Origin of the sequence: Streptomyces sp. NPDC050759 (assembly GCF_044456945.1) — a bacterium.
GTDB lineage: Bacteria > Actinomycetota > Actinomycetes > Streptomycetales > Streptomycetaceae > Streptomyces.
Map to the genome: position 1 here is coordinate 229,080 of NZ_JBITGI010000006.1, position 23,811 is coordinate 252,890.

The 23,811-nt window shown below is 70.0% G+C and carries 18 protein-coding genes and 1 pseudogene; 15 read left to right on the top strand and 4 right to left on the bottom strand.

Features of this window, described 5'->3' with window-relative positions; all coding sequences use genetic code 11:
- The first annotated feature begins 2 nt into the window (after positions 1 to 2).
- Together ACIBJB_RS20435 and ACIBJB_RS20440 are read left to right on the top strand one after the other, a co-directional pair.
- The gene (locus ACIBJB_RS20435) at positions 3 to 2,936 is read left to right on the top strand and encodes a hypothetical protein (RefSeq protein ID WP_398932402.1); all 2,934 of its coding nucleotides are present in this window, start codon (positions 3 to 5) and stop codon (positions 2,934 to 2,936) included.
- A gap of 64 nt (positions 2,937 to 3,000) precedes the next feature.
- Positions 3,001 to 3,849 (top strand): endonuclease/exonuclease/phosphatase family protein, encoded by an 849-nt coding sequence (locus tag ACIBJB_RS20440; protein ID WP_398932404.1) that lies wholly within the window; start codon positions 3,001 to 3,003, stop codon positions 3,847 to 3,849.
- A gap of 9 nt (positions 3,850 to 3,858) precedes the next feature.
- Here ACIBJB_RS20440 and ACIBJB_RS20445 read toward each other — a convergent pair whose 3' ends face one another.
- Together ACIBJB_RS20445 and ACIBJB_RS20450 are read right to left on the bottom strand one after the other, a co-directional pair.
- Positions 3,859 to 5,067, bottom strand: coding sequence for a metallophosphoesterase (locus tag ACIBJB_RS20445; protein ID WP_398932406.1), 1,209 nt, complete (start codon positions 5,065 to 5,067; stop codon positions 3,859 to 3,861).
- Between the two features lie 138 nt (positions 5,068 to 5,205).
- On the bottom strand, positions 5,206 to 6,675 hold the full coding sequence (locus ACIBJB_RS20450) for a non-reducing end alpha-L-arabinofuranosidase family hydrolase (protein ID WP_398932408.1): 1,470 nt from the start codon (positions 6,673 to 6,675) through the stop codon (positions 5,206 to 5,208).
- Positions 6,676 to 6,958: 283 nt separating this feature from the next.
- On the opposite strand from ACIBJB_RS20450, the gene ACIBJB_RS20455 reads away from it, so the two are divergent.
- Both ACIBJB_RS20455 and ACIBJB_RS20460 read left to right on the top strand, forming a co-directional pair.
- Positions 6,959 to 8,389 (top strand): endo-1,4-beta-xylanase, encoded by a 1,431-nt coding sequence (locus ACIBJB_RS20455; protein WP_398932410.1) that lies wholly within the window; start codon positions 6,959 to 6,961, stop codon positions 8,387 to 8,389.
- A 62-nt stretch (positions 8,390 to 8,451) separates the two neighbouring features.
- Complete coding sequence (locus ACIBJB_RS20460) at positions 8,452 to 8,736, top strand: hypothetical protein (protein WP_398932412.1); 285 nt, start codon at positions 8,452 to 8,454, stop codon at positions 8,734 to 8,736.
- A 105-nt stretch (positions 8,737 to 8,841) separates the two neighbouring features.
- Here ACIBJB_RS20460 and ACIBJB_RS20465 read toward each other — a convergent pair whose 3' ends face one another.
- A complete protein-coding gene (locus tag ACIBJB_RS20465) occupies positions 8,842 to 9,102 on the bottom strand; it encodes a hypothetical protein (protein ID WP_398932415.1) in 261 nt (86 codons plus the stop codon).
- 375 nt (positions 9,103 to 9,477) lie between these two features.
- Between ACIBJB_RS20465 and ACIBJB_RS20470 the strand changes: the two genes are divergently transcribed.
- The 7 genes and pseudogenes from ACIBJB_RS20470 (at position 9,478) to ACIBJB_RS20500 (ending at position 17,419) form a co-directional block, all read left to right on the top strand.
- Positions 9,478 to 10,314 carry an SDR family oxidoreductase gene (locus tag ACIBJB_RS20470; protein WP_398932417.1) on the top strand — a complete coding sequence of 279 codons (837 nt, stop codon included), beginning with the start codon at positions 9,478 to 9,480 and terminating at the stop codon, positions 10,312 to 10,314.
- Between the two features lie 6 nt (positions 10,315 to 10,320).
- Positions 10,321 to 11,640 carry an NAD(P)/FAD-dependent oxidoreductase gene (locus ACIBJB_RS20475; protein ID WP_398932419.1) on the top strand — a complete coding sequence of 440 codons (1,320 nt, stop codon included), beginning with the start codon at positions 10,321 to 10,323 and terminating at the stop codon, positions 11,638 to 11,640.
- 54 nt (positions 11,641 to 11,694) lie between these two features.
- Positions 11,695 to 13,179, top strand: a complete 1,485-nt coding sequence (locus ACIBJB_RS20480; protein ID WP_398932421.1) for a cytochrome ubiquinol oxidase subunit I — start codon at positions 11,695 to 11,697, stop codon at positions 13,177 to 13,179.
- Positions 13,179 to 14,219: a cytochrome d ubiquinol oxidase subunit II gene (locus tag ACIBJB_RS20485; protein WP_398932423.1), complete on the top strand. Its 1,041-nt coding sequence runs from the start codon at positions 13,179 to 13,181 to the stop codon at positions 14,217 to 14,219. Before ACIBJB_RS20480 ends, ACIBJB_RS20485 begins: the two co-directional genes overlap by 1 nt.
- Positions 14,220 to 14,325: 106 nt before the next feature.
- Positions 14,326 to 16,101 carry a cation:proton antiporter gene (locus tag ACIBJB_RS20490; RefSeq protein WP_398932425.1) on the top strand — a complete coding sequence of 592 codons (1,776 nt, stop codon included), beginning with the start codon at positions 14,326 to 14,328 and terminating at the stop codon, positions 16,099 to 16,101.
- 217 nt (positions 16,102 to 16,318) lie between these two features.
- A pseudogene (locus ACIBJB_RS20495) lies at positions 16,319 to 16,739 on the top strand (hypothetical protein).
- A gap of 137 nt (positions 16,740 to 16,876) precedes the next feature.
- Entirely contained in the window at positions 16,877 to 17,419 is a 543-nt protein-coding gene (locus tag ACIBJB_RS20500; RefSeq protein WP_398932427.1) for a gluconokinase, read from the top strand.
- Between the two features lie 93 nt (positions 17,420 to 17,512).
- Here ACIBJB_RS20500 and ACIBJB_RS20505 read toward each other — a convergent pair whose 3' ends face one another.
- On the bottom strand, positions 17,513 to 18,475 hold the full coding sequence (locus ACIBJB_RS20505; protein ID WP_398932429.1) for a DUF389 domain-containing protein: 963 nt from the start codon (positions 18,473 to 18,475) through the stop codon (positions 17,513 to 17,515).
- Positions 18,476 to 18,605: 130 nt separating this feature from the next.
- On the opposite strand from ACIBJB_RS20505, the gene ACIBJB_RS20510 reads away from it, so the two are divergent.
- The 4 genes from ACIBJB_RS20510 (at position 18,606) to ACIBJB_RS20525 (ending at position 23,811) form a co-directional block, all read left to right on the top strand.
- The gene (locus ACIBJB_RS20510; protein ID WP_398932431.1) at positions 18,606 to 19,538 is read left to right on the top strand and encodes a cyclase family protein; all 933 of its coding nucleotides are present in this window, start codon (positions 18,606 to 18,608) and stop codon (positions 19,536 to 19,538) included.
- A gap of 277 nt (positions 19,539 to 19,815) precedes the next feature.
- On the top strand, positions 19,816 to 20,730 hold the full coding sequence (locus ACIBJB_RS20515; RefSeq protein WP_398932433.1) for a YhjD/YihY/BrkB family envelope integrity protein: 915 nt from the start codon (positions 19,816 to 19,818) through the stop codon (positions 20,728 to 20,730).
- A 79-nt stretch (positions 20,731 to 20,809) separates the two neighbouring features.
- The gene (locus ACIBJB_RS20520; RefSeq protein ID WP_398932435.1) at positions 20,810 to 22,396 is read left to right on the top strand and encodes a GMC oxidoreductase; all 1,587 of its coding nucleotides are present in this window, start codon (positions 20,810 to 20,812) and stop codon (positions 22,394 to 22,396) included.
- Positions 22,393 to 23,811 carry a DUF2252 domain-containing protein gene (locus ACIBJB_RS20525; RefSeq protein WP_398932437.1) on the top strand — a complete coding sequence of 473 codons (1,419 nt, stop codon included), beginning with the start codon at positions 22,393 to 22,395 and terminating at the stop codon, positions 23,809 to 23,811. Before ACIBJB_RS20520 ends, ACIBJB_RS20525 begins: the two co-directional genes overlap by 4 nt.

The window sequence follows — 23,811 nt, forward strand, 5'->3', positions numbered from 1 at the left end:
CGATGCCCACCACGATCCAGACCACCGACGAGCTGTACCAGGCGCTCCAGGACAACGACGAGCGTCCCTACGGCCGGACCCGCACCGTCACGGCCGAGGAACTCGTCGACGCCGCCGAGCAGTTCGAGGAGCCCGTACCGCTGATCCACGCCCTCCTCGAACTCCAGGAGGCGTACACCTACGGCTCCGAACCCCGTAAGTCGCCCGTCGTCTTCGCCCGTCTGCTCACCCTCTTCGACGAGCAGCCCGACGTCTTCGACGAGCGACTGCGCCACATGGTGTTCTGGCGGTTCAAGTGGGTGGGCCACGCCCTGCGTCAGCTGCCCGAGATACCGCTGGCCAGCCTGCGCCAGTGGCTGACGGAGATGCGCGACCGCTACGAGAAGGCCGGTCTCGGCCTCCAGCCCTACTACAGCCAGGCGTATCAACTCGCCGCCCACGTCGGCGAGGACACCGCGCTCGCCTACGAATTGTGGGCGGGCCGCACCCGCACCCGGCTCAGCGACTGCGAGGCCTGCGAGATCTGCGAGCGCGCGCTGTTCCACCTCACGGCCGGCGACGACGAACGGGCGCTGCGCACCTGGGAGCCCGTCCTGAACGGCAAGGAGTCCTGCCAGGAGGAGCCGGCCCGCTCGCTGTCGTACGCACTGCTGCCCCTGCTGCGCACCGGCCACGCCGACCGGGCCCGCGAACTGCACCTCGTCGGGTACCGCGGCTGCCGCCGCAACCCCGCGATGTCCGGGGAGGTCGGCCGGCACCTGGAGTTCTGCGCGCTGACCGGCAACGAGGCCCGCGGCCTGGAGCTGCTCGCCGAGAACCGGAACCTGTTCGACGAGGTCGGCTCGCCCCTGGACCAGCTCGACTTCCTCACCGGCGTCGAGGTTCTCCTGCAGCGCGTCGAGCACCTCGGCCACGGCGAGCTGCCCGCCACCGGATACGCCGGCCGCACCTGGACCGTGTCCGGGCTGCGCGCCGAGGTACGGGGCCGCGCGGACGACCTCGCCGCCCGCTTCGACGCCCGCAACGGAACCCCGACCCACACCGACCGCCGCCGGGCCCGCCTCGACCGGGCACCCCTCCTCGACGCGCTGGAACTGACCCTGCGCACCCGCAGCCTCGACGATGTCGCCCCGGCCGCCCCCATCGCCGCGCCCGCCTCCCGTACGGCCGCCGCCGTTCCCGACGCGCTGCCCGAACTCATCCTCCAGGCAAGGAAGTTGGAGGAACAGGGGCATCCGGACGCCCAGGCCTGTCTCGCGCGGCTGCGCACGCTCGTCGCCGCCCGCGACTACACCCACCCCGACGACCCCGCCGTGGGCCCGCTGGTCCGGCTGCGCGCCGACCTGCTGGCCGACGAGGCGACCTCGGCGGCCAACAAGGACGACTTCGCCGAAGCCGCCGCGCTCAACGAGGAGGCCGCGGCCCTCTACGACGACGCCTCCGAGCCCGGTCACGCGGCAGCCGCCCGCGCCGGCGCCCTGCTCGCCACCGCCCAGATCCCCACCGGGGACGCGGACGGAACCGTGGCGAAGGCGGCCGCGCTGACCGCCGCCCACGCGTCCGTGGTCCGCCTGCACGAGGAGACAGCCGGCCTCGCTCCTTACCTGGAGGCCCGCCTGTTGCGGCTGCGGGCGACCGCGCTCGGCCTGCGCCTGCAGACGACGGGAAGCAAGGAGCACGTCGCACCGGTCTTCGCCGAGACGGAGCTGCTGCACGCCTTCGCGTCCCGGCACGACCTCGCCGGACAGATCTCCGGCGCCCTGCTGCTGCGGGCCAGCACCCACGCCATCTCCGGCGACCTGCCCGCCGCCGTCACCGAGATCGACGCCCTCCTCGACCGGCTGAAGGCACACGGCCCCGCCTGGCACCTGCCCCGCACCCTCGGACTGCGCGGCCGGCTCCAGCTCGCCCTCCGGGAGCCCGAGGCCGCGTACGCGAACCTCGCCGAAGGTCTGCGACTGGCCGCCGACTGGCCGGCCGACACGGTCGACACCACCCGCCTGCACGGCGATCTGGCCGAGGCCTGCATGCACCTGGGTCGTCCCGAGGAGGCGTTGCGGCACCTGACGCGTTCGGCGGACGCGGACCTTCGCCACGGCAGCCGGATCGACGCGTTCTGCACCTACGGCAACGCGGCCCAGCTCAGCCTCGACCTCGGCCGCGTCGAGGACTGCATCGCCCTGCTCGACTCCCTGCTGGCCGAACCGGACGTCGCCGCAGGGGAGTTGGACGACCGCCTCGCCGCGCAACTGCGCCTGACCCGGGCCCGCGCACTGCGCGCGGGTGAGGACCTCAAGGCCGCCACGGCGGAGTTCGCCGCGCTCGCGGCCGAGTCGGCCGGCTGGGACGACGACCCGGGCAGCCACGCCATGATCGCCGCGGAGACGGCCGTACTCCTCGGCGAGTCCGGCGAGTTCGGCCCGGCTCGTGAGGCCGCGGACCAGGCGATCGCCGCCCATGCCCGGGACCCGCGCTACGAGCTGCTCAGCAACTCCCTGCGCGAACTCGCCCGCCTCCAGGCCCAGCAGCAGGGCGCCGAGGGTCTGGCCGACGCCCTCGCCTTCCTCGCCGACGCCGGCCGGGTCGCCGACGAGGCCCGCGCCGCCGGGTACGAGGCCCGTGGCCGCTCCCTGGACAGCGCCCTGGCCTACGAGCACGGGCGGGTCAACGCCTACGCGGGCGCGTACGAGGACGCACTGACCGCCCTGGAGAAGGCCCTGACCCTGCTCGGCGAGCTCGGACCGGAGGACGACCGGGCCGGAGAGTGGGCCGAGTGCGTCCGCCTCGCGGGCGCCGTGGAGGGCCTCTACCTGAAACGCCCGGCCCCCGCCCTCACCCGCCTCGACGCGGCGGTCGCCCACCTGACCGGCCTGGGTTACACCGAGGAGACCGAGACCCTGACCTCCCTGGCCGCCCGGCTGCGCGACGAGGAGTGAGCCCCGTCCCATAAAATCGTTCACGCGGGCGTCAGTTGCCCAGTGGATCCACGTCGAGGAGGCAATGGTGCTCGGAAAGGGCACGTGGTTGCTCGTGGGCGCCATGATCGTGGCCTGGATGGTGCTCTCGGGTCCCAGCGCACCGAGCGGTGCCCTCGACGCCAGATCGCTGCCCGACAAAGCCGGCCGGGACGTCGTACCGAACCGGGTCATGACGTGGAACCTGTGCAACCCCTGCGAGACGGGCAACGACGACCGGGCGGCGGAGATCGCCACGTTCGCGCCCCAGGTCATCGGCCTGCAGGAAGCGTGCGTGGGTGACGTCGAGAAGATCCGGGAGTATCTGGAGAACCTCCACGGGCTCGTCTACCGCGTCGAGTACGGGGCGGTTCTCCAGAGCTGGGGCCGTTGCGGGGGAGCGCCCTGGAACCCGGGCGGCTACGGCGAGGCGATCCTCTCGGCGGCCCCGATGACCGACGTCGTCACCGAGGAATATCCCAACGGCGGCTCCGAGGACCGTGGCTACATGGCGGTCACCACCACGGTGGGCGGCCGCCAGGTCAGGGTCTTCAACACCCACCTCGCCGAACGACGTCAGGAGGCGGTCCGGGCGGACCAGGTCGGCGTACTCGTCAAAGAGGTCGCCCGGCACGACCGCGCGATCGTCATCGGCGACTTCAACGCGGTACCGGACGCCTCCGAACTCACCAGGATGTGGGCCCTGGCCAAGGACGCCGACCCGCAGTGCCATCCTTCGCCGACCGGCGCCTGCGAGCCGACCACCGACTGGCAGAGCAAGTTCGACTACGTGTTCCTGCGGGGCTACGTTGCGCTCAAGCAGCGTGTACATCCGAACGCGGTCTCGGACCACCACCTGGTGTACGCCGACGTGAACCCGGCTCCGCGCCGCTGACCTGCGAACTCAGTGCTCCGGGGAGCGGAGGACCAGCAGGGTGATCTCACTGGGGGCGAAGACGCGGAACGGCGGCCCCCAGAAGCCGGTGCCGCGGCTGGTGTAGAGGAGGGTGCGGGCGCCGTGGCGGCTGAGGCCGGCGAGGGCGGGCTGGTCGATGCGGACCAGGTGGTGGAAGGGCCAGATCTGGCCGCCGTGGGTGTGCCCGGAGAGCTGGAGGTCGATGCCGGCGGCCGCCGCCCGGTCGACGAACTTGGGCTGGTGCGCCAGGAGCAGGACGGGGAGGTCTAGGTCGGCGCCGTTCAGGGCTCCGGCGAGGTGGGCGCGGTGGCCTGCCAGACTGGAGGACTCGGCGGTGACGTCGTCCACGCCGGCGACCACGAGGGTGTCGCCTCCGCGTTCGAGCAGCAGATGGCGGTTGCGCAGCGGCTCCCAGCCCAGCTCGCCCATCAGGTCGACCCAGCCCTGGGCCTCGCTGTAGTACTCGTGGTTGCCGGTGACGTACACACGGGCCCGGCTGGCCTGCACGGTACCGAGGGGGACGGCCTGGGCGCGGCGGCGTTCGGCCGTGCCGTCCGCGATGTCGCCGGTGTGACAGACCAGGTCGGCCTCCAGAGTGTTCACCGTCTCGCACACCCGCGCCGACCACCGGGCGCGGTCGAGCGGGCCGTAGTGCGTGTCGGTGATGAGGACGACGCGGAGGCCGTCCAACCCTGCACCCAGCCGGGGGAGTTGCACGTCGAGTCGGCGCACGCGCGGCACGCGGCGGGCCTCGGCGTATCCCCAGGCGAGCAGGACGGCGGTAGTGCCGAGGACGGCCCACGAGACGATGCGGGCCCGGTCCTGGCCCTCGCCGACGCCGGCCACGGTCAGCGCGAGCCGCAGCAGGACGCCGAGGAGAACGGACCAGGTGAACAGGACCCAGCTGCCGCCCAGCAGGGTGTCACCGACGATCGCCGCGCGGTCCTGCTGGCGCCGGCCGTGTCCGCGCATCATCGCGAGCGGCATACCGACCAGGCCGAGGGCGAACAGGGCGGTGCCGACCAGGGTGACGGGCAGCGGCCAGTGCTGGCCCGCGTACAGGAGCACCCAGCAGGGCACGGTCCACAGCAGGACGGGGGCGATCAGGGGCAGGTAGCGCATCAGGCGGAGCAGTCGGCTCTGCCGCGGAGCCTGCGCTTCACTGTCGGCGGGTCGGGTGTTGCTGGTATCGGTCACGCTTCTTCTCCCTGACCAGGCTGCCGTCTCACGCACTGTATCCGGTGGCCCTCGGGCCGACCGGACCGGCGTTCACCGGAGCCCGGCTTGGTCGCGTGACCCGGGCGGGCCCGGCCTTCCGCCGAGCCCGCCACGCCGTCAGCGCTGCAGTGTCAGCAGACCCGGACGGTAGGGCAGGAGGCCGTAGTCACCGCCGGAGCTGGGGCTGCGGCCCTGGTAGAGCAACTGCAGATTGCAGGGATCGACGGTCATGGTCTGATCGGCGCCGGTGCGGATCAGTTCGCCATGGCTGATGTCGTTGGTCCAGGTGGCGCCACTGTTGGCCTTGCCGGCGAAGGGATTGCTCTCGGTCGCGGCCTGGGGTGTCCATGAGCCGTTCAGACTCGTGGCCGTGAACGAGCGGAAGTAGCGGCCCTGCGAGCCGATCGCCTCGACGATCATGAGGTAGCGGTTCTGGCCCTGCAGCTTGTAGACCTGCGGGGCTTCGAACAGGTTGTTCGTCGTATCGCTCATGACCGTCGTGTACGACGAGCCGAAGCTGCCCGGGAAGTTCCCGATCGGCATACTGGCCCGGTAGATCTTGCCGTTGTCACCGGCGAAGAACAGGTACATGTTCGTCCCGTCCCCGATGAGCGTCTGGTCGATCGGTCCGGTTCCGGAACCGGAGATGCTTCCGGAGAACAGTACCTGCGGGGATGACCAGCCATTCGGGTTGGTGGGGTCGCTCGACGTCCGGTAGGAGAAGGCGGTCCCGCCCCACTGGTAGGCGAGCACCCAGATGTTCTTCGGCGCGAAGTAGAAGAGCGTGGGCGCGACGGTGGAGGACGACATCGTGTTCTGGCTTGCCGAGGCCATCTCCGACCAATTGGTGAACAGGCCGAAGTTCATCGAACCCCAACTCGTCCCCGTGTCGTGCGTCGTCGCATAGACGAGTTGCCTGCCGTTGTAAGGGACGACGGTGAAGTCCTTGAGCGAGACCCAGCCCGGCTTGGGCTGCGCCAGAGCGCCCGTTGATGTCCAGCGGTAGGTCGACGGAAGGTCGCACGGGCCGGAGGTGTCGCCGCCGACCTTGACGAGTTGCCACTGCTGGTTGGTGCCGCCCCAGTCGTCGTACTGGACGATGTTCGCACTGTCGGCGGTGGAGGCGCCCTGCACTTCGAGGGCCTTGTTGCTGTGGCGCGAGATGAACCGCACGTAGCCGTCCGAGCTGTCGGCGAGCCGCCACTGCTGGTTGGTGGCGTTCAGGTCGGCCCACTGGACGATCGCGCCGCCGTTCGCGGTGGACCAGTTGTAGACGTCCAGTACCTTGCCCGAGTGGCGGGACCTGATGCGGTAGTAACCGCCCCCGGCATCGACGAACTGCCACTGCTGCTGGGCCTGATCGTTCCTGGACCACTGGGTGATGCGGGCGCCGTCGTCGGTCGCCAGGTTGTAGACGTCCAGGGCCTTGCCGCTGTTGCGGTTGACCAGCACGTACGAGGCGCTGGTGTCAATGGTCGCCGCCGCGCCGGCGGGCTGGGCACCGAGGAAGGCAGCCACGAGCAGCAAGGGCGCGAGGACGGCCAGTAAGCGTCTGAGACGGACCGGGGACGGGTGGCGAAACCACATCAGAGGGCCTCCTTTGGGGGGCCGGGGGCGGTATCGAAAGTTTCGAAGAAATCCCGGATACTTCGACGCCACAAGCTAGGAATGCGGGGCTCGCCGGTCAAGGTCTGTCACCGATCTGTCCATAAACAGCACCTCACCCGGCTCACCGGGCTTACGAATGTTTCGGTCAATGAGCGGAAACTTTTTCTGCGGGGAGTATTGACGATCCATCAGCATCCCGGTCCCATGACCGAGTTCCCCCTCGCTTCAGTCCTTCCCTGATGTCGACCTTGGAGGCACAGTCATGGGCTCGTATGCCCTTCCCAGACCGGTAGCCCGCCGGAAGATCCACGTCCTGCTGTTGGCGCTGGTCGTCGGCGCCCTCGGTGCGGTCGCCGCACTGGTCGCGCCACCGAACGCACACGCCGCCGAGAACACGCTCGGTGCCGCGGCGGCGCAGAGCGGCCGCTACTTCGGCACCGCCATCGCCTCGGGCAGACTGGGCGACTCGGCGTACACGACGATCGCGGGCCGTGAGTTCACCATGGTGACGCCCGAGAACGAGATGAAGATCGACGCCACCGAACCGCAGCGGGGCCAGTTCAACTTCACCGCCGGTGACCGCGTCTACAACTGGGCCGTGCAGAACGGCAAGCAGGTGCGCGGACACACCCTGGCCTGGCACTCCCAGCAGCCCGGCTGGATGCAGAGCCTCAGCGGCAGCACGCTGCGCCAGGCCATGATCGACCACATCAACGGCGTGATGGCCCACTACAAGGGCAAGATCGCCCAGTGGGACGTCGTGAACGAGGCCTTCGCCGACGGCAGTTCGGGAGCCCGGCGCGACTCCAACCTGCAGCGCACCGGCAACGACTGGATCGAGGTCGCCTTCCGCACCGCGCGCGCCGCCGACCCGGCCGCCAAGCTCTGCTACAACGACTACAACGTCGAGGACTGGACCTGGGCCAAGACCCAGGCCATGTACGCCATGGTCCGGGACTTCAAGCAGCGCGGCGTGCCGATCGACTGCGTCGGTTTCCAGTCGCACTTCAACAGCGGCAGCCCGTACAACAGCAACTTCCGCACCACCCTGCAGAACTTCGCCGCCCTCGGCGTCGACGTGGCCATCACCGAACTCGACATCCAGGGTGCCTCGGCCACGACCTACGCCAACGTGACCAACGACTGCCTGGCCGTCTCGCGCTGCCTCGGCATCACCGTCTGGGGCGTGCGCGACACCGACTCCTGGCGTTCGCAGGACACGCCGCTGCTGTTCAACGGCGACGGCAGCAAGAAGCCCGCCTACACCGCCGTCCTCAACGCACTCAACGGCGGCACCTCCACGCCCCCCACGGGTTCCGGAACGATCAAGGGCGTCGGGTCGGGCCGCTGCCTGGACGTGCCCAGCGGCAGCACCACCGACGGCACCCAGCTGCAACTGTGGGACTGCAACAACGCCACCAACCAGCAGTGGACGTACACCGCCGCGGGTGAGCTCAGGGTCTACGGCAACAAGTGCCTGGACGCCGGCGGCACCGGCAACGGCACCAAGGTCCAGATCTACAGCTGCTGGGGTGCCGACAACCAGAAATGGCGCCTCAACTCCGACGGATCCATCGTCGGCGTCCAGTCCGGCCTCTGCCTCGACGCCGTCGCGGCCGGCACCGCCAACGGCACCCTGATCCAGCTCTACACCTGCTCGAACGGCAGCAACCAGCGCTGGACCCGCACCTGAGGGAGACCGTGCGGGCCGTTGGCCGGGATGCGAGGCGGCTCCCCCCGTTGGAAGGTGGAGCCATGAACCAGAACTACCGCCAGTCTCAGCGGATGATCGAGATCGACACCCGGCTCATCAGGACCGGCGCCATGCTCACCGCGGCCGGTGCCGCGGTGGCGTGCGCCGGCATGGGCGTCGCGGCCTTCGCCGTGTTCTCGGCGGGCCGGCGCATGATCCGCGAGATGGACGTGCCGCCCTCGCAGCAGGCAGCCATGAAGTGGCGACAGGCCAAGGAGGCGTCCCTGGCGGGCGCGCGGGCGTGGCAGGCCGCGTCCGACGCCCAGAACGGGTCGCTCGCCCGCTAGTGCCGCGACAGGCAACGTTCGCCCGGGAAAACGTTGCCTGCCGCGGCACCAGGTCCGGCGCAGTCGTTTCGCCCGTTGCTCCGTTCGTGACCACTCACCGAGGCCTCAGACCTCTTCCAGTGCGTTACCGAATTCTCGCAGCGCGCGGCCATGGTGGCTGTGAGCAAGCTTGTGCCCAATTGTTATGGCAAGGGCCACCGGCCATTCGATGATCTCCAGCGCGGCGAGTACGCCGAGCCCCGCCATAAAAGCGAGGTGGTCCGGCGGCGGCAGTTCCACGTGCTTGCCGAATACGTCAACCACCAGGGCGTTGTGTGCGACGGCCGCATCGGCTGCCGCGCGGGCGTTCTTGTCTTCCGCGTCCACGTCGGGGGCACCCGGCTGAACAGGGTGGGACTGGGACTGCTGTACGGCGCCAATTGATGCAGTCATGGTGCTGTCCGTTCCATCAGAATCCCCTGATGTATTTGTCATGCATTTTACTGCTGATTCCAGGCCGCTACGAATACGCCCCTCGACGGCCCCGGGCGGCTGTAGCCCGACGGTGTGACATGCCCCGCCGAAATCGGCGGCACCGTGTGCCGGTCGGCGCCGTCCGCGGCGCGGGGTGCTTTCGTCTGAGGCCGGGTGTGCGACGGCTCATGTGTCTGTCCTGGCGGGCCGGCCGAGGCCCTGCCTACGTCTTGCCTCGCCCGATCCTGAGGGCGTGCCGTCCGAAACGACGTCCAAGGAGACATCGCGATGACAACGAAAGCCGAGAACCGCGGGACGACGTCCGCGCAGCTCCTCAAGGGCCAGAAGGCACTGGTGACCGGGGCCAACTCGGGCATCGGCCTGGCGACCGCCGTTGCCCTGGGCCGGGCCGGAGCGGACGTCGTGGTGAACTACGTCGTCGGTGCGCACGAGGCAGAGAACGTCGTGAAGGAGATCGAGAGCTTCGGCGTCCGCGCCTACGCCCACGAGGCCGACGTGTCCGACGAGGACCAGGTGACCGCCATGGTCGCGCGGATGGTCGAGGAGTTCGGCACCATCGACATCATGGTGGCCAACGCGGGCCTCCAGCGGGACGCGGCCGTGACGGAGATGACGCTCGCCCAGTGGCAGAAGGTCATCGACGTCAACCTGACCGGCCAGTTCCTGTGCGCGCGGGAGGCCGCCAAGGAGTTCATCCGGCGCGGTGTGGTGGAGGAGGTCTCCCGTTCGGCGGGAAAGATCATCTGCATGAGCTCGGTCCACCAGATCGTCCCGTGGGCGGGCCACGTGAACTACGCCTCCTCCAAGGGCGGGGTGGGCATGCTGATGCAGACCCTCGCCCAGGAGCTGGCACCGAAGCGGATCAGGGTCAACGCCGTCGCACCCGGTGCCATCCGCACGCCGATCAACCGCGACGCCTGGGACACCCCCGAGGCCGAGGCCGAGCTGCTGCGCCTGATCCCGTACCGCCGTGTGGGCGATCCGGACGACATCGCCAACGCCGTCGTCGCCATGGCCTCCGATCTGCTCGACTACGTCGTCGGCAGCACCCTCTACGTCGACGGCGGAATGACGCTCTTCCCCGGCTTCGCCACCGGAGGCTGATCCCTGATGCAGGATCACGTCACGCCCCGCCGGGTGGTGATCCTCGGCGGGGGGTTCGCCGGACTGTTCGCCGCCCGTGCCCTGCGGAAGTCACCGGTCGCGGTGACCCTGGTCGACCGCCGCGCCCACCACCTCTTCCAGCCGCTGCTGTACCAGTGCGCCTCCGGGATCCTGTCCGAGGGGCAGATCGCCCAGCCGCTGCGCGGGGTCCTGCGACGCCACCACAACGTGAGGTGCGTGCTCGCCGAGGCCACCGACGTGGACGCCGACGCCCGGCTGGTCCACGCCCGGCGACCCGACGGCGGAGCCCTCGAGCTGCCGTACGACGAACTGATCCTCGCGGTGGGCATGCGCCAGTCCTACTTCGGGCACGACGAGTTCGCCGCGCACGCCCCCGGCATGAAGACCCTGGACGACGCGCTCGACATCCGCCGACGGATCTACCGGGCGTTCGAGATGGCCGAGACGGCGGCGAACGAGCGGGAACGGGAGCGGTGGCTCACCTTCGCGCTCGTCGGTGGCGGGCCGACCGGTGTGGAACTCGCGGGGCAGATCCGGGAGATCGCCGGCCACACCCTCGACCGGGAGTTCCAGAAGATCGACTCCGCCAAGGCACGGGTGCTGCTCTTCGAGGGGTCCGACGCCGTGCTGGGCGCGTTCGGCCCGGCACTGGCGCATCGTGCGGCCCGGACCCTGCAGGGGCTCGGTGTGGAGCTCCATCTGGGCACGATCGTCACCGACATCGACGCGCACGGCCTGACGGTACGAGACCACGAGGGCGCGACGACCTGGTTCGGCGCGCGCACCGTGCTGTGGACGGCGGGCGTCGAGGCGCCACCGATCGCCGGTGCCCTGGCCCGTGCGACCGGTGCCAAACAGGACCGGGCCGGCCGCATCCTGGTCGAACCCGACCTCACCGTCCCCGGTCATCCCGAGATCCGTGTCACGGGCGACGTGATGAGCCTGAACCGTCTGCCGGGCCTGGCCGAGGTCGCCATGCAGTCGGGCGCCTACGCGGGCCGGATGCTGCGACACCAGGTCGAAGGCAGGACGAAGAAGCCGAAGCCCTTCACGTACGTGGATCTCGGCAGCGCCGCCTACATCGCCCGCGGCCGGGCCGTCGTCAAGGCCGGCCCGCTGCACCTCTCGGGGTTCACCGGCTGGCTCGTCTGGCTCTTCATCCACCTGGCGTTCCTCACCGGCTTCCGCAGCAGGCTGGGAGCGGTGCTCAGCTGGTCCGTCGCCTTCGCCACCGGATCGCGCCGCGAACGTGCCTTCACCCTGACCGACACCGACGCTCCGGCCCCCGGGCCGCCCCCTCAATAGACCTGTCCTTCCCCAGCCCCACCCGCTCATCCGGGGCAGACCTCCGAGGCGCACATGTTCAGCACAGCGGTCCTTCTCGCGAACACGCCGGACCAACTCCTGCCGGCTCGTGAGCTGATGGCCTTCACCCTGGCCTCACACATCCTGCTGGTCCCGTTCGGTGTGGCACTGCCGTTCATCACCCTGCTCATGCACCACCGGGGGCTGCGTCGCAACGATCCCGTCGCTCTCCTGCTCGCCCGGCGCTGGTCCGCGGTGATGGCCGTTCAGTTCGCCATCGGCATCATCACCGGCACCGTGCTGTCCTTCGAGTTCGGCCTGCTGTGGCCCGGCATGATGGGCCGCTGGGGCGACGTCTTCGGCCTCGGGTTCGGCGTCGAGGCGTGGGCGTTCTTCCTGGAGGCCGTGCTGATCGCGATCTACCTCTACGGCTGGCGCCGGCTCAAGCCCTGGACGCACTTCTGGCTGGCCGTGCCGTTGCCGCTGGCCGCCCTGATGGGGGCGTTCGGCATCATCGCGGCCAACTCCTGGATGAACACCCCCCAGGGCTTCCGCCTCGACGCCCAGGGCAAGCCGATCCACGTCGACGTGCGGCAGGCGATCTTCACGCCGATCTTCGGCCCGGAGTACTGGCACTTCGTCGTCGCGATGCTCCTGACCGCCGCCTACGTGGTCGCCGGCGTGTACGCGGTCGGCTGGCTGCGCGGGCGCCGGGACCGATACCACCGGCTCGGATTCACCCTGCCGTTCACGGTGGCCGCCATCCTCACGCCGGTCCAGTTCATGCTCGGCGACTCCGCCGCTCGCGCCGTCTTCCACAAGCAGCCGATCAAGTTCGCCGCCACGGAGATCGTCTGGAAAACCGACACCCATGTGCCCGAGTACATGTTCGGACGGCTGAACAGTGACGGGACGATCTCCGGCGGACTCAAGATCCCCCAGCTGGACTCGATCCTCGCCGGCTTCAAACCCAGCACACAGGTGACGGGACTGACCTCGGTGCCGGCCGCCGACCGTCCCACCGCCGTCCAGGCCACCATCGCCCACTGGGCCTTCGACATCATGGTCACCATCGGCAGCCTGCTCATCCTGCTCGCCCTCTGGTACGCCTGGTCCTGGTGGCGGCACCGGGACAACCCCCGTGGCCGCTGGTTCTACCGCTGCGCCGCCCTCGCGGGCGTCGCCTGCCTGGTCACCGTGGAGTGCGGATGGATCACCACGGAGGTCGGCCGTCAGCCCTGGATCGTCTACCACCACATGCGGGTCTCCGAGGCGGTGACCAGCACCCACGCCTCGGGGCTCTGGACCATGCTCGGCATCGTCATGGCCGTGTACGTGCTGGTGTTCGGCGCGTTCGTCGCCGTCGTCCTGAAGATGCGCACCCGATGGCGCATCGCCGACGAGGGCTCGGCCGCCGCGCGCGCCGGACTGCACCCGGAGGCCGACACCCCGTACGGGCCCCGGAGCGAGCCCGAACCCGCAGCAGCCGGGGCCGCGCCCGACGGCGGGTCCGGCGACACCTCTGGCGGTGCGTCGTAATGGCCGAATTCATCGCATGGGTACTGGTGCTGGCGATCGCCGCCTACGCCTGCGCCGGAGGCACCGACTACGGCGCGGGCTTCTGGGACCTCCTGGCCGGGGGCGCGGAGCGCGGCAAGCGGCCCCGCCGGCTCATCGACCACGCGATGGCACCGGTCTGGGAGGCCAACAACGTCTGGTTGATCTTCGTCCTGGTCATCATGTGGACCGGCTTCCCGACGGTGTTCCAGGCCGTCTTCTCCGCCATGTGGCTGCCGCTCGCCCTCGCCGCCGTCGGCCTGGTGCTCCGCGGCGCCGGGTTCGCCCTGCGCAAGCCGACCCGACGCCTGGCCCAACGACGGATCTACGGGGCGATGTTCGCCGTCTCGTCACTGGTGACGCCGTTCTTCCTGGGGGCGGTGCTCGGCGGCATCGCCTCGGGCCGGGTCAAGGTCGGCACGACCGCCTCCGCGGACGCCTGGGCCAATGGAACCTCCGTCCTCGTGGGGCTGCTGGCCATCGCGGCCACCGCGTTCCTCGGGGCGGTCTTCCTCTGCTCCGACGCCCTGCGGTTCGGCGCGCACGATCTCGTCGACTACTTCCGCGTACGGGCACTGATCGCCTTCGGCGCCGTGGTGGTCCTCGCGCTCATCGCCCTGCCCGTCACCCACGACGACGCCCGGTACGTCTGGGACGGCCTCACCGGAGGCCTGGGCCTGCTGCTGATCATCCTGGCCGCGGTCTGCGGACTGGTGACGGTGCTGCTTCTGCTGCGCCGGTCCCACCGCTGGACCCGCTACACCTCGGTCGCGAGTGTCGCCCTGACCGTCGGCGCCTGGGGCTGCGCGCAGCGGCCCTATGCGCTGCCCACCTCGCTGACGGTGGCCGAAGCGGCCGGTGCCGCTCACACCCTGCGGTGGCTGCTGATCGTCACCGCCATCGCGATCGTCCTGGTCGGTCCGGCGCTGGTACTGCTCTACCGGCTCGACACGATGGGCGAACTGGAGGAGCTCACCGACGCGGACACCGGGGCCGTCGGAGCAGCGGGGGACAACCCGTAGCCAGGCGGTGACGCGTGCACGAGAGCCGCACCGGACGGCAACTGACCCTCCGTCACGGCACGCACCGTGCACCGACTCGTCCCACCACGCATCGAAAGGCCCACTCGTGACAACGGACCAGGTGCTCATCGGCGTGGGCCTGATCCTCGTCCTGGCCGTCGGATCTCAGGTCCTGGCCGGACGCCTGCGCATCCCCGCCCTCATTCTGCTGCTGCCGGTCGGCTTCGCCGCGGGCGCGTTGATCGACGACGTCGATCCCGAGCAGCTGCTCGGGGCGGCGTTCTCACCGCTGGTGTCGCTGGCCGTCGCCGTGATCCTCTACGACGCGGGCCTCGGCCTTGACCTGACGAGGCTGAAGGGCCACACCCGCCGTGTCGTCGTCCGGCTGATCTGGATCGGTGTCCTGATCACCTGGCTGCTCGGCACGCTCCTCGCCGAGCCGCTGCTGGGGATGTCCCGACGTGCGGCCATCATGATCGGCGCGATCCTCGTGGTCTCGGGGCCGACGGTCGTAGGACCGCTGCTCAGCTTCGTGCGACCGAAGGACCGTCTCCAGCACATCCTGATCTGGGAGGGCTCCCTCATCGACCCGGTCGGTGGCGTCCTGGGAGCACTGGTCTTCCACGCGGTCCTGGCGAGCTCGGGCCACCATCTCGGCAGCGGGACGGCACAATTCCTGGCCAGCGTGGGCATCGGAGCGGCCGGAGGAGCCGTCGGGGCGGCTCTGCTGTGGCTGTTGTTCCGGGTACTGCGGCTCGGCGAGGTCCTCGGCACCACCGCGCAGCTTGCCGCGGTGATCGGTGTGGCGGCGCTCTGCGATGTGCTGCGTGACGACACGGGACTCATCTCCGCCGTGGTGATGGGCCTGGCGGTCGCCAACCTCCCCGGCATGGGCGCACCCGCACGCCGGCCGTTCTTCGAGACCCTGGTCAGCCTGATCCTCGGTCTGCTCTTCATCTCCATCTCGGCCACCGTCACCCCGCACTCGCTGCGCCATGTGTGGCTGCCCGCGCTCGCGCTCGCCGCCTTCCTGGTACTGGTCGTCAGGCCACTGGTCGCGGCCGTGTCCACCCTCGGCACCGACCTGACGCGCGGCGAGCGGGGCTTCATCGGCTGGATGGCCCCGCGCGGCATCGTCGCGGCCGCCACGGCCTCGACGTTCTCGGCCGGCCTGGTCGCCAAGGGGATCGGCGGCGCGTCGAAGATCCTTCCGGCCACCTTCGTGGTCATCGTCGCGACCGTGACGCTCTACGGCCTGACCGCCGCGCCCGTCGCCCGGCGCCTGGGCGTCGTGCGCCCGTCCCGCTCGCGGCCCTTGCTCGTCGGGGGCGACCCCTGGGTGGTCGACCTGGGCCTGGCCCTGAAATCGGCAGGGCTGGAGGTCCTGATGTGGGCAGGGGAAGAGGAACAACGCGACCGTATCCGCAGGGCGGGGATCGAACTCGCGCCCGGTGAGCTGCTGGGTGCTGCCACGGGCGGGGCGGCCGAGCTGGAGGGCATCACGGCGGTGTACTTCCTCACCGCCGAGGACGACTTCAACGCATTGGCGGCGGTGCTTCTGCGAGGAAGCGTGGAGGGTACGGTCCACCGCCTGAACGCACCGGCCGACAGCCAGGGCGTGGTGGCACCGTTCATCGGCGGCGAGGTGCTGTTCGGCCCGGAACTGACCTGGCCGACGTTCTCCCGCAGATACGAGGAAGGGGCAGCCGTGCTCGGGCAGCCCGCCGACGAGGTGCGGCCCGGCAGCGATCCGCTGTTCCTCGTGCGGCGGGACGGCCGCCTCGATCCGGTCACGGCAGGCAGCACACCGCTGCCCCGGCCAGGGGACACGGTCGTCCTGCTGACACCGGGCGGACGGGCCGGCGAGGGCCCGCAAGGGTAGGAGGGCCGTCGGCTGCCCGAACCCCGTCTTTCCCATACCCGGTGAGCGAAAGTAAGCCGCCAAATAAACAATTCTCGGTGCGCCGGTCTCTTCTATTCTGGAACACCGCATGCGCCCACTCATGTTCTGCCGGTCGGCGATTCTCGTGGCAAGCTGAAATACGGGCCACCGATCGGCTGCAGGTCAGTGGCGAGGTCTACGCTGGAGGATCCGGGAAATGACTACAGCGGGAATGCACCAACGCCGAACCGGGGGAGTGTGGGCGTCCGGTTGGACCGCTTTCGCCGGGGTCATGATGATCTTCGGCGGGGCGATGGCGATATTCGAAGGCATCGCCGCCATCGCCGAGGACGACGTCTTCCTCACCACTCGCAACTACACCTACGACTTCTCCCTGACGAGTTGGGGCTGGATCCACCTCGCCCTCGGCGTCCTCGTCGTAGCCGCCGGCATCGCCCTCTTCGGTGGAGCGATGGTGGGCGCGCGTGATCGGCGTCGCGCTCGCGGGCCTGTCGATGATCGCCAACTTCATGTGGCTGCCGTACTACCCCGTCTGGGCCGTCGTACTGATCGCCGTGGACGCCTTCGTCATCTGGGCGCTGTGTGTCGGAAGGAGCCGGGAGGCCCGCACCGGCTGACCCCGCTGAAGTGGCCCAGAAGGCGATGTCGTGATGAATGACGTGGTGCGATCCGGACTCGCGGCTCCGCAGCCGACCGGTCCGAAGACGGCGCCCGGCCGCGAGTCCGAGAGCCCGTGACCGGGACCCGGGAACCTGTGACCGCCACCGCCTGCGGTCCGCCGATCGTGGTGGTCCTGGGCGTCTCGGGTTCCGGGAAGACCACCGTCGGCAAGGCGGTCGCCGAGCAGCTCGGAGTGCCGTTTCTCGAGGGCGACGACCTCCATCCGGCGGCGAACATCGCCAAGATGAGCGCCGGCCATCCCTTGGACGACGCCGACCGTGAGCCCTGGTTGCGTGCCCTCGCCGAGCGCATCCGTCGGTCCGCCGAGGCCCACGAGGGGCTGGTCATCGCCTGTTCGGCACTCAAGCGTGCCTACCGCGACGAACTTCGGTCGGCCGCCGGTGCCGGGCTGTGGTGTCTGTATCTCGCCCTGGACCGGGCCACCGCATGGGACAGGGTGTCCCGGCGTACCGGTCACTTCATGCCCGCCGGGCTGGTCGAGTCGCAGTTCGCGACGTTGGAACCGCTGCAACCGGACGAGCCGGGCACGACCCTGGACGCCACCGCCGGCCTTCCGGCGCTTCTCCGCCGGGTGCGGGCCGCTGTCCCATGCCGCGAGGGGCGCGCAGGCAGCTGAAGCGGTCGGCCGGTCGCGATCCGCGGACTTCCTGGTGGACACCGCGATCCGCAGACTTCCTGGTGGACACCGATGGCGAGGAGAGCACCGCTCCTATGCCGTCGGCCCGGCCGCCCGCTCGCGTCGGCGTGCGCTCACCCGGCGCCAGATCGCCCGCTGACACTTGAGTGTGCCGGTCCCGACCACGATCAGGACGACGATGTTGAGCAGCAGCTGCAGCAGTGAGCCCCGGGCCTCGTTCCAGCTGGCGAACGCACACGAGACGCCGATGTCCGCCGCCGCCGGAATCGTGGTGACCGAGATGAAGACACCGAGCAGCGCGCTCGTGCGGGCCTCGGCCAGGGAGACGATGCCGACGATCCCGGCCAGCACCGCCACCGCGGCGGAGAAGAAGTTGGGGGTGTCTATCAGGCTCGAGACCGGCCTGAGCCCCAGCTCGAAGGCCCTGGGCTGCAGTCCGAAGCCCCGCACCAACAGGGAGAAGAGCAAGGTCGCGGCAATGGCCAGCAGGAAGCCCACGAGCAGCGCCATCAGGCCCTGCTCGATCCGCGGCCGGGCGCGGTGGTCGATCCCGAGCGCGATGCTGGTGATGGCCCCGTACTCGGGCCCGACCACCATGGCCGCGACGATGAGGATCTGCGAGTTGGTGATGATGCCCACCGCGCCGATGAGCCCGGCGATGACCAGGAACAGGTAGAAGCTCGGGGGGTACCTGCCCTCGGCCCGGATCCGGGCCTCCACCTGCTCCCACACCGGCGCCCGCAGCCGGGCTCCGAGTTCCTCGGCCCCGGTCCTGGCCGCGAGGTCCGAGAACACCGTGTCCACCGGATCGAGGACGAGGGTGCCACGGTGTTCAAGGCCGAGATCCCGCAGACCGCGCAGCACCTCGTTGGCGGCTCCGGTCAGCACGTCGCACTCGATGGCGTCGCCCTCGGGGTGGCGTACCCGGCCCGTCTGCAGATGCAGGTTCAGCACGCATGTCTCGGCGCTCAGCAGGGCCATGGCGCGTTCGGTGAGGTCCGGCGGACACACCGCTCGGACATGGATCATGTCCATCCGGACCTCCGCGGAGCGGTTCGGTGCGGTGGCCTACGGCCAAGGACGAGGCGTCCATCCATTAACGCGGCGGTCCCCGGTCCCGGCAACTCGGGATGCCGGTGTCCGGCGCCCGTCGGAGAGTGGGCGTATGCGAACGCCCGACGAGCTGAGCGAGGCCGATTTCCGGTCGCTGTATCGCCGCCTGCGCGCCACGGCCCCCGGCGGTGGCACTCCCAGGGGTGCCCTGGACACGATCACCGGGGAACAGGTGCTGGCGGCCGTCCGCGAGGTGCGCTCGGGACGTACGGTGTCGCTCGCGGCCCCGGTGAACACCCGTCCCGGACCTGACGACGCCGATCCGGCCGAGCACCGGCTCACGGCTCCGGCAGACGCCGAACCGGCGGCGAGCGGCCTGGAATTCGCGCGGGACCGCTTCGCCATGAACATCCACGGTGACGTGAACAGCCACCTGGACGCGCTGTGCCACGTCATCTACGACGGCACCCTGCACGGCGGTGCACCGGCGGCGGACGCCCTGTCCCCGGCCGGAGCGAACGCGCTCTCCGTCGACCTGGTCCACGACGGCATCGCCGGACGCGGGGTCCTGCTCGACATCCCCCGGCTGCATGGCGTCCCGTGGCTCGAACCAGGAACGAGCGTGACGGCCGAGGACCTCGCCGCGGCCGAGGCACGGCAGGAGGTCCGGGTCGGCCGGGGCGACATCGTCCTCGTCCGGGTCGGACACCGCCGACGCCGTGAGGAACTCGGGCCCTGGGACGTGTCCGACGCCCGCGCCGGACTCCACCCGACCGCCATGGAGTTCCTGGCCGCGCGAGAGGCGGCCGTACTCGGCAGTGACGGCAACAGCGACACGGCCCCCAGTCCGGTGGAGGGGGTCGCGTTCCCGGTGCATGTGCTCGCCGTCCACGCGATGGGACTGCATCTGCTCGACTACCTGCGGTTCGAGGACCTCGCACCGGTCTGCGCGCGGGAGGGCCGCTGGACGTTCCTCTGCGTGATCGCTCCCCTCAGGCTGCCGGCGGCCACCGGCTCCCCGGTGAACCCCCTCGCGATCCTGTGACGGCGGACGGCGGACGGCGGACGGCGGCGGACGGCCGACGGCGGACGGCAGTCGGCAGTCGGCAGACGAGCGATCGTCCGGCGTCCCATGGCTCAGGCGGTCGGCTGGTAGATGCTTCGACCCAAGTCCCCGATGCCATCCGGAACGCCGTCACCGCTCTCCTCACCCGTACGGCACAGTCGTGCACGCGCCGCGGGCATCGTCGGACGCCCGGGCGGCACTCTGGTGAGGCGTTCACGCCCCGGGCGTGACGCCCGGACCGGACAGCGGGAGCAGCATGCGCGCAGACAGAGAATCCGGCTCGCCCGCAGACGGCGGAAAGAGCCGTTGGCGCGAACGGGCGGCACATCTGAAGGCCCGGCTGCTGAGGCTGCGCAGCACCGCCGAGGAGCGGTTCCCGGTGATCACCCGCCTCACCGCCCACCTGATCGCGGTGAACCTGCTGGACTCGGCGACGCGGCTGGCGGCTCAGGCCTTCCTGACCGCCGTACCCCTGCTCTTCCTGGTCGCCTCTCTCGCCCCGCAGGGGGTGCGCAACCAGATCATCACGTCGGTGCACGACCTTTTCGGCATCCAAGGCGCCTCGGACCAGGAGCTGAAGAAGGTCTACCAGGCCAACCCCGCCGATCTGCAGCAGAGCACCGGAGTCGTCAGCGCGCTGATGGTGCTGATCTCCGCCACCGCCTGCAGCCGCGCGATGCAGCGACTGTGCCAACGGGCCTGGCGGATGCCGAGCGCGGGCGCCCGGGTCGCCGCCTGGAGATGGCCTGTGTGGATCGCGGTCTGGCTCGTCGTCGTCATTCTGCAGGGACCGCTGCGGGAGGGGTTCGGCGCCGGTGCCTGGCTGGGCGTGCCGCTCCTGCTGACCGTCGAGGTGGCCGTGTGGTGGTGGACCCAGCACCTGCTGCTGGCCGCGCGCATCCCCTGGATGCCCCTGCTGCCCGGGGCGCTCCTCACCGGGGTCGCCGTGACCGCACTGGCGGTGATCGCGAAGCTGTACGTGCCCGCCGCGCTCAACCGCAGCCTGGAACGGTACGGGTCGCTGGGCGCGGTCTTCACCGTGTTGTCGTGGCTGATCGGACTCTGTGTCGTGGTGGCCCTCTGCATCACCGTGGGTGCGGTCATCGCCCGGGAACCCGCCGTGGCCCGACGTCTTGGATCACCCGCTTGGCCCAACTCGCCGGAAAAGTGACCCGGGGATACGTTGGTAACGGATCAGGAGTCCCCTTCACCCGGCGGGACCGGAGCATGCTCCGAGAACGGTGGCCGGCATGACCGACGAATTGCACTACGACGTCATCATCATCGGAACCGGTGCGGGCGGCGGCACCATCGCCCACCGCCTGGCCCCCACCGGAAAACGGATCCTCCTCCTCGAACGCGGCGACTATCTGCCCCGAGAACGCGACAACTGGGAATCCACCGCGGTCTTCGTCAAAGGTAAATACCGGGCTCCGGAGTTCTGGTACGACAAGAACGGAAACCAGTTCCCGCCCGAGGTCAATTACTACGTGGGCGGAAACACCAAGTTCTACGGCGCCGCACTTTTCCGTATGCGCCCCGAGGACTTCGGCGAACTCCAACACCACGACGGCATCTCCCCGGCCTGGCCGCTGAGCTACGAGGAACTCGAGCCGTACTACACGCAGGCCGAGCACCTCTACCTCGTCCACGGCCGGCACGGCGAGGACCCGACCGAGGGCCCCACCAGCGCCCAGTACGCCTACCCGCCTGTCCAGCACGAGCCGCGCATCCAGCAACTCAGCCACGATCTGGAGAAGCAGGGACTGCACCCCTTCCACCTCCCGATCGGGGTGAACCTCACCCAGGACGACCGGGGCCGGGCCACCCACACCAGCGCCTGCATCCGCTGCGACCGGGTCGACGGCTTCCCGTGCCTGGTCGGCGCCAAGTCCGACGCGCAGGTCATCTGCGTCGATCCCGCCCTCGAACACAGCAACGTCGAGATGGTCACCCATGCGGACGTGCGGCGCCTCGACACGGACGGGACCGGCCACAGTGTCACTTCGGTCGTCGCGACCGTGGGGGACGGGGACGCCGCCACCGTGGAGTACAGCGCCGACATCGTGATCGTCGCCTGTGGTGCGGTCAACTCGGCCGCCCTGCTGCTGCGTTCGGCCAACGACCGGCATCCGCAGGGCCTGGGCAACAGCTCGGACGTGGTGGGCCGGCACTACATGCGGCACAACAACCTCGCCCTGATGGCCGTGTCCAAGGAACCCAACGACACCAAGTTCCAGAAGACCCTCGCGCTGCACGACTGGTACCTGGGATCCGACGACTGGGACTACCCCCTCGGCGGCATCCAGATGCTGGGCAAGTCCGACTCCGAGCAGATCCACGGCGAAGCGCCCCGCTGGGCCGGAGCCGTCGCCCCCGACATGCCCTTCGAGGTGCTCGCCCACCACGCCGTCGACTTCTGGTTGTGCGGAGAGGATCTGCCCCTCGCCGAGAACCGGGTCACCCTGGACCGGGACGGCGGCATCCACCTGGCCCTCGACGAGAAGAACAACATCGCCGGGCTGAAGCGCCTCCGGCACAAACTGCAAGGCATGCTCAGCCACTTGGGCATGCACGAGCACCATCTGCTGTCGCACAGCATCTACCTGCACAAGGGCATGCCCATCGGCGCCACCGCGCATCAGGCGGGCACCGTCCGCTTCGGCCACGACCCCGAAAGCTCCGCGCTCGACGTCAACTGCAAGGCCCACGACGTCGACAACCTCTACGTCGTCGACACGAGCTTCTTCCCGAGCATCGGAGCGGTCAACCCTTCCTTGACCGCCATCGCCAACGCCCTGCGTGTGGGCGACCACATCGCGGAGCGACTTCAATGACGTCGAACCACCCGGACACCAGCGACATCCGGCACCGCACACCCCAGGAACGAGCCGAACGCGGCAAGGCCGCCCGGTCGTCCGTGCCCCGCTCCAGCCACGCGGAGTTCGCGCCCACGGTGAAACGGCCCGACCCGGTGGACATCATCGACGCACAGTCCGCGACGCGGGTTCCCGAGCTCGTACCGATCCGCTACGGGCGGATGACCGAGTCACCGTTCCGCTTCTACCGCGGTGCCGCGGCCATCATGGCCGGAGACCTCGCCGACACCCCCGTGACCGGGATCAGGGCGCAGTTGTGCGGGGACGCGCACCTGCTGAACTTCCGGCTGCTGGCCTCGCCCGAGCGCCGCATGATGTTCGACATCAACGACTTCGACGAGACGCTGCCGGGCCCGTGGGAGTGGGACGTCAAGCGCCTTTCCGCGAGTTTCGTCATCGCGGGCAGGGCGAACGGCTTCAGCGCCAAGGAGCGGGCCGGCATCGTCCGGGCGACGGTGCGCTCCTACCGCGAATGGATGCGCCGCTTCGCCACGATGGGCAATCTCGCGGTGTGGTACGCCCAGTTCGACGAGGCATGGGTGCGGGAGCAGTTCGGCGCGGAACTGAGCGCACGGGGCCGCGACCGCTGGTCGCAGGCGGTGACCAAGGCACGCAGCCGGGACGGTCTCCAGGCCTTCGGCAAGCTCACTCACATCGTCGACGGGCAGGTCCGCATCGCCGCGGTTCCGCCGCTGATCACCCCGCTCCAGGACCTGCTTCAGGGCGTCGAACGCGACGCGCTGGAGAAGGAGATCCACCGGCTCATCGAACGGTACGGCCGCACCCTGCAGTCGGACCGGCGGTCCCTTCTGCAGCAGTACCGGGTGGCCGACATGGCCCGCAAGGTGGTCGGGGTCGGCAGCGTGGGCACCCGCTGCTGGATCGTGCTCCTGCTCGGCCGGGACGACCAGGACCCGCTGCTCCTGCAGGCGAAGGAGGCCGACCAGTCGGTGCTGGCGCCCTTCGCCGGGGCCGGCACCTACGGAACGCAGGGCGAGCGCGTGGTCTCCGGCCAGCGGCTCATGCAGGCCACCAGTGACATCTTCCTCGGCTGGGAGCGGGTCGAGGGGATCGACGGTCGCCGACGTGACTTCTACGTACGGCAGTTGCGGGACTGGAAGGGCATCGCCGAACCCGAGGCGATGGTGCCGGCCGGCATGCGGACCTTCGGCGAGCTGTGCGGCGCCACGCTGGCCCGCGCACACGCGCGGTCGGGCGACCGGATCGCGATCGGCGCGTACCTGGGCGGGGGCGACTCCTTCGACCGAGCGCTCGTGACCTTCGCCGAGCGTTACGCCGACCAGAACGAGAAGGACCACCAGGCACTCGTCGACGCCGTCCGTACGGGACGGGTAACGGCTCAAGCAGCCTGA

Bases quoted from the DNA above. Each gene is read 5' to 3' on its own strand.
- ACIBJB_RS20485 (WP_398932423.1), top strand. From the start codon at position 13,179: ATGGCCGAATTCATCGCATGGGTACTGGTGCTGGCGATCGCCGCCTAC.
- ACIBJB_RS20460 (WP_398932412.1), top strand. From the start codon at position 8,452: ATGAACCAGAACTACCGCCAGTCTCAGCGGATGATCGAGATCGACACC.
- ACIBJB_RS20480 (WP_398932421.1), top strand. From the start codon at position 11,695: ATGTTCAGCACAGCGGTCCTTCTCGCGAACACGCCGGACCAACTCCTG.
- ACIBJB_RS20505 (WP_398932429.1), bottom strand. From the start codon at position 18,475: ATGGACATGATCCATGTCCGAGCGGTGTGTCCGCCGGACCTCACCGAA.
- ACIBJB_RS20450 (WP_398932408.1), bottom strand. From the start codon at position 6,675: ATGTGGTTTCGCCACCCGTCCCCGGTCCGTCTCAGACGCTTACTGGCC.
- ACIBJB_RS20520 (WP_398932435.1), top strand. From the start codon at position 20,810: ATGACCGACGAATTGCACTACGACGTCATCATCATCGGAACCGGTGCG.
- ACIBJB_RS20525 (WP_398932437.1), top strand. From the start codon at position 22,393: ATGACGTCGAACCACCCGGACACCAGCGACATCCGGCACCGCACACCC.
- ACIBJB_RS20440 (WP_398932404.1), top strand. From the start codon at position 3,001: ATGGTGCTCGGAAAGGGCACGTGGTTGCTCGTGGGCGCCATGATCGTG.
- ACIBJB_RS20435 (WP_398932402.1), top strand. From the start codon at position 3: ATGCCCACCACGATCCAGACCACCGACGAGCTGTACCAGGCGCTCCAG.
- ACIBJB_RS20515 (WP_398932433.1), top strand. From the start codon at position 19,816: ATGCGCGCAGACAGAGAATCCGGCTCGCCCGCAGACGGCGGAAAGAGC.
- ACIBJB_RS20475 (WP_398932419.1), top strand. From the start codon at position 10,321: ATGCAGGATCACGTCACGCCCCGCCGGGTGGTGATCCTCGGCGGGGGG.
- ACIBJB_RS20510 (WP_398932431.1), top strand. From the start codon at position 18,606: ATGCGAACGCCCGACGAGCTGAGCGAGGCCGATTTCCGGTCGCTGTAT.
- ACIBJB_RS20455 (WP_398932410.1), top strand. From the start codon at position 6,959: ATGGGCTCGTATGCCCTTCCCAGACCGGTAGCCCGCCGGAAGATCCAC.
- ACIBJB_RS20470 (WP_398932417.1), top strand. From the start codon at position 9,478: ATGACAACGAAAGCCGAGAACCGCGGGACGACGTCCGCGCAGCTCCTC.